Genomic DNA, 7,547 nt, shown 5'->3' on the forward strand with positions numbered 1-7,547 from the left:
AGTTTGAGTCTGAGAGGTGGTGAATGTCGAGTAGGTTTTAAAAGTCGCTTCGCGCCAGAAAGTCTGACTTTGGCATTGAAACTTCCAGTGTAAAGGAGGATGACTTTTATGTTCCAGAAATTACGCTTGAGATGGCGGACGGTCTTGGTAGCGGTGCTGGCAGTGGTGTTGCTGGTCATGCCAGCGTTGGTGGGGTTTGCAGCAACGCAAGGGAATTTAGGGAAAGAACACGTTGCGGAGGTTATCCTGAGAGAAGAGAGGCCCCTTCCGCAGGTTTTGTCGGAAGCAAAAACTTGTAGAGTGAAGGTTTTGGGTATCTATAGCACGTTCCAGGTAGGTAAGCTACCAGTTTTCACTGATTTTCAAAAGTGTGAGGAAACGGACGATATCTCTACCGTGGTCGAAAAGTTGACCACGAACCGTCAGCAAATCATTAGGCTTTTACAGCACTCGTGTAAGCAAATGCTTCAGGAACAGCTATGCACTAAGGAAGGACAGATTGCATTGCAGGAAGTCCAACACGAGCTTATCGCTGCAGCTGGGGTACTGTCGGATGACGTTAAAAACACAGAGGTTAAAGGATTGTTAGTTGCTGGTGGCGGGAAGGAGATAAATATGTTATCTCAAAGGTTGAATGCAGAGGCCACTAGAACCATTCCATCCGTGAGAAATGATCAACGACAAAATGACCAACCTTTAGAAAGCTCAGTCATGCCAGCAGCAACGCCTGATCCGGAGACATGGGTACCAGAAGAGGGTTATTGTGTTTAGTGGACCGTACGGTAATGATATGCGTACCATTTGTCAGTGGCTCAGATGGGATAACAAATCCGGTTTTAGTGATACCTCAACATATGAGCACGACTTTTTTACAAACTATTACGATGAAAAAGCATACCTCAACCCCCGTGATTCTTGGCCTGGTAAATTCCCAGTGGTTGAATATTGGTCAACGAATCTCCCGCGGCTTTACCTTGACACACGCTTGGGTGACCCGGAGGGCGAAAAAGCGTATACGATCGGTACGGCAAGGGCTGCGGACGTGGCGGCAGGTCAATGGTATTCCAGCGCCATCATTACAACTCCGGGGAATGCTTCTTCCGATACCGGCAAACTAGTAGCCTAGCTCGGGCACCGGTATCCGTCCTGGTGTTACAGCGTTTGGTGCAGCTACGGTGATAAATGGGAATTTATCGTACCTGCTTGGCAGGTTAACTTGCCTGGCGGTAAATACTGGAGGTATTAGAAAGCAGCTTATGAGAATATGGTGCACTTCTTCAAAAAGAAGCCGGGCTCTACTTGGCATGTTTATCTTCTTGCTGGTTGGGGGAGCGGTAGCTTTGGCCGTCCCTTTTTTGTTTGTACGTCAAATCCCCCAGGGACTTACAGAAGAAGAAAAACTAGCCGCCGAGTATGCCAAATTTCAGGTACGCCAGTTAATTGGAGGCTCCTTAGAGTCACTCATCGCCCTGCGGCTAGAAGTAGCCTCGCTACAAGAATCACCCGGCCGTTCGTCTATCTATTTAAGTATTCCAGGCGAAGGCGTTAGAAGCTACACCTTCGACAGAACTTACGTAGCTACGGTGAATGCGGTCACCTTCTTCGGGATCAGATATAGCCGATTTCGCGTTATTTGTGACGAAGCACCGCACAGAGGAGGAATAGAAAGACTATCCTAAAGCGGGGCGTTTGGCTGGCATTCTGTCAGTCGGGATCCGATGTACAACGTGGTGCGCAGTCGCGGTATAGTGTGTTAACCGGGCAGGTAAAGCTTTCCCGTGGGGGCTAGGTTCAAAAGATCTGGCACCCACAAGAAAAATAGGGTGGTAAAATGCCGAAGCGCAGCTTATTGTTTTCTGTTTTTTTCCCCTTTCTTTATTTTTTATACGTTGTAATCACGAGTCTTTTTCTCTTTCAAGGATGCCGATGGAAGCAAAAGCCAGGGAGAGAGCAGCCACCGGAACCAGCAAAGATAACCTTAGAGTGCAAAGTAGAAGAAGAAAAGGATTCCTATCCCCCCTCCTTTGCCACGAAGCTCTTCTTCCCGCAGGTGGCGGAGGTTATCTCCGGAACACTCGACGGGCAGGTGCTGGGGTTTCTTTACCGTGAGGACGGGGGAATGTTGCGGAGCCTTTATCTGATTGACCCGCACCGAAAATCGGCGCAAAAGGTTTACGAACCGCCGTTCGGATCCTGGGTTTCTGCTGCGGTGACTGAGGGGGGTTACTTGGCATTAGTGGTCCGCAACAAGACGAACTGGCGGTTGCTCCTCCGGAAACTCACCGGAAAACAGGAGTCGCTGATTGAGAAAGGAGAATATTTCAAAGCGGCAACCGGGGACGACTACCCTTCGCTTTCCTTGAGCGGAGACACCCTGGCCTACAACACCACGCGGCAAGAAGGAGGCACGTTTGCTTCTCAAATCATAAAATGTGACTTTGCCACCGGCAGGAAGGAAATAATTTTTCGGGTGGTCGGACCGGACGTTTACACTGGCCCGCCTGGCATCTGTGGCCGCTATATCGCCTGGCACGTAGGGAAGTGGGACCGGGAGGGGAGCGGCGAACTCTATCTTTACGGCGCTGAGCGCCAGACCTCCCGGCGGCTTGATCTCCCCGGAAACAATATTACGCCGGCGATCTGGGGAAGATACTTTGGTTTACGTCTTGATGCTCTTACTGTCTTGATTGACCCGTGGCGCAAGGAGTATCCAGCGTTTTCGGTGTCTGCCGGGAAAATTTCTAAAAATTGTTGTGTAACTTTTTGATATAATCATTTCCAGTAAATGTCGCGGTTTCCCACAGAGCAGGATATCATCCCAGAAATCAACCAATCTCTGCAGCAATCTCCGGCCAGCCAAGAGATAAAAGGGGTTAGTTCGCCAGAAGGGGTGGTTTTATTGGCTCCTTTCCCGCAAGACCCGGGGCCGCCTGATTACCGTGCCTATCTCTGTTCCCCGGCGGAATTGGAGGCTTCCTACGAGCGCTGCTGCGTTTGCGGGGTGCCGCCGGAACTCGCAAAGCCCCGGCATATCCTGCCCCAAACCGTCCTCAGTTCCCGCTTGCAAGCCAATGCGCCGCTTGTCGCCGTAGCCGGCCGGGTCATCACCCCCGCTTGCTGCGCCGACCTGCAAGGATGTTACATCTACATCCTCTGCGACCCGGAACTTGTGGCGCTCAAGATCTTCGCCGCGCCGGAGGTGTTAGTCGCCGCCGAAGAAACCGGTGTCAAGCCCGGCACCGTTTTCACCAAAGCGAGCTGCGGCACCAACGCCCTGGGCTTAGCCAGGGAGTACGACCACTTGGTGGCCATCCGCGGCGAGGAGCACTACTGCCGGCTCTTTAAGGACTGGTGGTGCGTCGCCAGTCCGGTAGAGGACCCGGCTGGCAAGACTGTCGGCTTCCTTGACATATCAATGCACGCGGAAAAGGAACTGGGCCTGGCCGCGGCGCTTTTGCAAGTAATGGTAACTTCCATAGAGAGGGAGTTTTCAATGTTGGAACTGCACCACCGCCGGCAAATGCTAACCCTACCGCCGAAAATGGAACAGCAGCTCACCTCCCGTGAACAGAAGGTTCTGCAGCTTTTACTGTCGGGACTGACTAACGAAGAGATAGCAAAAGAATTTGGCATAAGTACGCGGACGGTAGAGACACACCAGAAGGGGATCTACCGCAAAGTCGGCGTACACAGCCTTCGCCAACTTCTCCGCATGCTCCAAGGGAAGTAAATGCTCCGCGTCTACCCGTTGCTGACTACCGTATTTACGGTAGAAAAATACCGGATTTCCGGTAATTGACTGCTTGCTTTATCAGAATTAGTGTGGTGTTTAAGAAGGGATTCTCTCACACAAGACAGGCTCAGAAGTTGGGGAGGTGAAGGGGAAGGGAAAAACCTTGGCTAGATCAAAAGGTTACTGTTTGGCTTTTTGTGGGATCCTGCGACATTGCATTAACGTTAAATGTCAGAGAAAGAGGTGCAGTATGATGAGAGCCAAAACGTACTTGAAAGTATTGCTGTCCGCGCTGATTATCGGTTCGCTGTGCGTCACCGCCGCGTTTGCGGTTCAGCAAGGCCCATTGCTCTCCAATGACCCCTCGGTAGAAAAAGTAACCCCAGATATGCTGGACAAGGCAGGAAAAGTGGGTACATACAATGGTGTAACCATCTGGCGGGACGCGATTGGGGGCACGGTCTTCTCCAATCTGCCCGGCGAAGTATCGGTTCCCAAAGAGGAATCAGACAGGCAGCGGGAATTCCTCACGCAGCACCCGGAGGCAGAACTCGAGGCGGCAAAACAGGACATGGCCATCCGGAGGCAACAACCCGACAAATTTACCGTAACCCCCACCGGAAATTACTATGATATCGAATACAACCCTATCTGAATCGGTAACTGGAACCCAAATGACCCCTGCCCGACCAGGCCGAAGACCTATGCCCGTCACACTTTAGGAACCAAGCACACCGTCAACGGTAAGGATTATCTGCTAACCTACGGCGACACCAGTTGGTACAACAGCAGTGGCAGGATAGCCTTGCCTTACCGGAACGGCGCCAGTATCTTTCCGGAGCACCGGGTGGTGGATGTAGCTATGAATATAGATTTCAGTATCCGGGATCTGACCACAAACAGAGCTAAAACTGTAAAGCGCACCGACTTCGGTCCCAACCAGTGCCCCAACACCAGGTTCGTCAAGACGATCTGCGATTTGGATACCGCCACGTTCAAGTACCTGCACGGCAACACTACAGATGGAGTCTTCTACAGCCGTACCTGGGTGCCGTTGACAAACTGGAACCCGGGGCCTTAATCTGTCGGCGGGAGGCGGACATGCATGCAAGAACAAGCACGAGATTACGCACGCCATATGAGAAGGCCGGTAATATTGCTGACCGCCTTGATCATGTTGGTTCTGACGGGTGGGGGCTGGTGGCTGGCCGGCCAGGCCCGCCAGGACCAGTTCAGCGGGTGGGTGACCGGCCTCATCCCGGGAGAGAAGGGCGCGGTTCTGGTTGCTATTAATCCCGTGACCAACGAGGCCAGGAAAATACTGTCTTTGCCGGAAGCGATACCGGGCCATTGGGGAGATTACGGGGCGGTCAGCCCCGACGGTAAGTATGCCGCATATACGCAGTGGAACCGGGAGGGAACGGTTAGATACCTAACCGTCGAGAAACTAGGAGGCAAACGCTCCAAACGCAAATACTTCAGCGAAGTGCCCCAGCAAGAGATCATTTACCTTTCGTGGTTCCCCGGCGGGCGCCGCTTGCTGTTTGTGCGCAGTAAAAGGGAGCCCCATCCCAACCAGGAAATCTGCGTCCTTGATGTCAAGAGCGGCAGGCTTAAACGCCTGGTCAAGGGGGGCGAGTGGGACGGGCGCGGCGTGAACGACAAAGACGAGTGGGTAGACTACATGTCTCAAGAAGAATTGGACCAACTCATAAAGAAATATGGGGGACCGAAAAGCATCCCGGTGGAAGAAAACGGGAGGAAGCTCTGGGTGGAGTTCTCCGCTCCTTCCATTTCGCCTGATGGGCGTATGATCGCTTACAGCGCGACGTTATTCCGGGATTCTTGCCCGTTAGGGAAGACGCTGTGGTTGGCCTCCAGCATCTGGACCGTGAGCGCCAGGGGCGGCGAACCCCAACGGGTATACTCTAACCCGGAGGTTGAATCCGCCATCGGCCGCGTGGTCTGGAGTTCGGACATGAAGCGTCTGGTGTTCTACCGGTACCGGGGCACAAACGGGGCAGACGGCGAGCTTGACTGCCTCGACCTGTCAACCGGAAAGGTGAAGACCATCGTACCGATGACAAAAGAGCATAATGTCAACCTCAACGCCCTTATCTTGCCCGACAACGAAATCTCTTTCATATCCGTGCCCTTCGGCGGTCATTCTGAAGACGCCCGGCGGTATATCGTCAACATCGATTCCGGAAAGATAAGGCCCCACAAAATACGGGTAGACGGCAAGGACGTGGTTATGTGGAACTTCTCTAATCTGTACTAAAACTTGAATTTGAGGACCGTAGCGAGGCTTTTGAATGACCGGTACGAATACAGACCCGCTATTTAAGCCGCAGTAGGCCGACACACAATAGGCCAAAATTAGCATCGCCGTCCTACAAGGGACAGATAAAATGCGTCCCCTATTACTGTTGAGAGGGCAGGAGGTAAAAGAACTTCAACCGTATAAGAGCAAAAGTAGCGATACTCCTTATTTTCAATACGACCTTACTCGCATTCACTGCTTGGGAAAAGCATTATCCGACTTGACCGACCTGTGCCGAGTTAGTGGCCTTACCGGTGGATTCCGTGAGCGTTGCTGTGGCAGGAGCTTTTGCCTCGTTTCTTCTGTTCGTTTTGGTTATGTTATCAAGCTACGTGAATTCCGCTAAGAAGATAGCTCTGGTTCTTTGTACTGTTTGTGCCTGTGTTTCTCTCTACCTTCAAATTTTCCAGTTTCGGTGGAACGCAAACCCCTGTTTTCTTTGCGTCACAGCAGCTACCGTTTTCTTCGCTGCGCTGGCTTTGTTGACTTATGAAGTTATCTGGTTAGAGCACTAAAACCTGCTTGAAGACATTGCTCAGCCGAGCGCCACGTTCCCCAGAAATAAAGTGCCGCCGGAGATGCGTTGCAGGTTTTGCCGTCCAGCCGCTCTTAGGTGGACCTATTCTAAACGCGAAACGGGCAAAATAGAAAGCCCGGTGCTGCCACCGGGCGAAACAAAGTGGGTGACGTCGATGCTGTCATAAGCGGTCCGGCGATACCCTCCGGACACGTCCTTCCATGTCGATCCTTCCAGTCTCTGCAAATAAACCCCTTTTATAATTCATGACTGCAACTGAGGCCCGGTTGGATTTCACGCAGGCAAATTTTTTTCGCTTTAACGAGCCGGCCGTTTTGATGCACCAGTCAACATTAAGGGAAAATTCTCCCTCCGGAAAATCCAAACGCCCGGTTCCAACCGTCATGTAAATAAAGGGGATTTTCAGATCCACGGGGAGAAGCGGCGCGCCGTTAAACCCTGGACCTAACCCCGGGACGCGCCAAAACTTGCCCGTTGTCCGGTCTTCTACCAGGGACAGGTGGAGGGATGGCCTTGCTTTTCCCGCCCAAACCGGGAGCGAGAGCAGGAGATTGCCCCCTCGATCTCTGCCCGCCAGGCGAGTTGGCGCAGTCTTACGCCCGTTGCCGCTCCCTGAAGGTGCCGCCCGACCTTACTAAGCCCCGGCGGTTCTTGTCAGAAACCGAGCTTGGGCGGCGCTTGAAAGCCAGCGCCTCGCTTATCGCCATTGCCGAAAAGGTGATCGCCCCCGTATGCCGTGCCGGTCCGCAGCGAGAATATATCTACATCCTCTGCAATCCGGACCTGGTAGCCCTCAAAATCTTCGCCGCGCCCGAGGTTTTAGCCGCAGCCGGAAAGGCCGGCGTCAAGCCCGGCACCGTTTTCACCAAAGCGAGCTGCGGCACCAACGCCCTTGCCATGGCCCGAGAGCACAACCGCCTCGTAGCCATCCGGGGGGAGCAGCATTACTGCAA

General features: G+C 52.9%; 7 protein-coding genes and 1 pseudogene. All 8 read left to right on the forward strand.

Annotation, left to right across the window (positions count from 1 at the left end; translation table 11 throughout):
- The first annotated feature begins 108 nt into the window (after positions 1-108).
- The gene (locus tag ACUVTA_RS07510; RefSeq protein WP_445952335.1) at positions 109-771 is read left to right on the forward strand and encodes a hypothetical protein; all 663 of its coding nucleotides are present in this window, start codon (positions 109-111) and stop codon (positions 769-771) included.
- A complete protein-coding gene (locus ACUVTA_RS07515) occupies positions 764-1,126 on the forward strand; it encodes a hypothetical protein (protein ID WP_445952336.1) in 363 nt (120 codons plus the stop codon). Before ACUVTA_RS07510 ends, ACUVTA_RS07515 begins: the two co-directional genes overlap by 8 nt.
- A gap of 924 nt (positions 1,127-2,050) precedes the next feature.
- On the forward strand, positions 2,051-2,767 hold the full coding sequence (locus tag ACUVTA_RS07520) for a hypothetical protein (RefSeq protein WP_445952337.1): 717 nt from the start codon (positions 2,051-2,053) through the stop codon (positions 2,765-2,767).
- A gap of 18 nt (positions 2,768-2,785) precedes the next feature.
- Positions 2,786-3,730, forward strand: a complete 945-nt coding sequence (locus ACUVTA_RS07525; RefSeq protein ID WP_445952338.1) for a LuxR C-terminal-related transcriptional regulator — start codon at positions 2,786-2,788, stop codon at positions 3,728-3,730.
- Between the two features lie 274 nt (positions 3,731-4,004).
- Entirely contained in the window at positions 4,005-4,388 is a 384-nt protein-coding gene (locus ACUVTA_RS07530) for a hypothetical protein (RefSeq protein ID WP_445952339.1), read from the forward strand.
- A 150-nt stretch (positions 4,389-4,538) separates the two neighbouring features.
- On the forward strand, positions 4,539-4,814 hold the full coding sequence (locus ACUVTA_RS07535; protein ID WP_445952340.1) for a hypothetical protein: 276 nt from the start codon (positions 4,539-4,541) through the stop codon (positions 4,812-4,814).
- 75 nt (positions 4,815-4,889) lie between these two features.
- On the forward strand, positions 4,890-6,014 hold the full coding sequence (locus ACUVTA_RS07540) for a TolB family protein (protein ID WP_445952341.1): 1,125 nt from the start codon (positions 4,890-4,892) through the stop codon (positions 6,012-6,014).
- 1,087 nt (positions 6,015-7,101) lie between these two features.
- Positions 7,102-7,547 (forward strand): annotated as a pseudogene (locus ACUVTA_RS07545) (LuxR family transcriptional regulator); the annotation flags it as partial.

This window comes from Thermodesulfitimonas sp., from assembly GCF_052743955.1.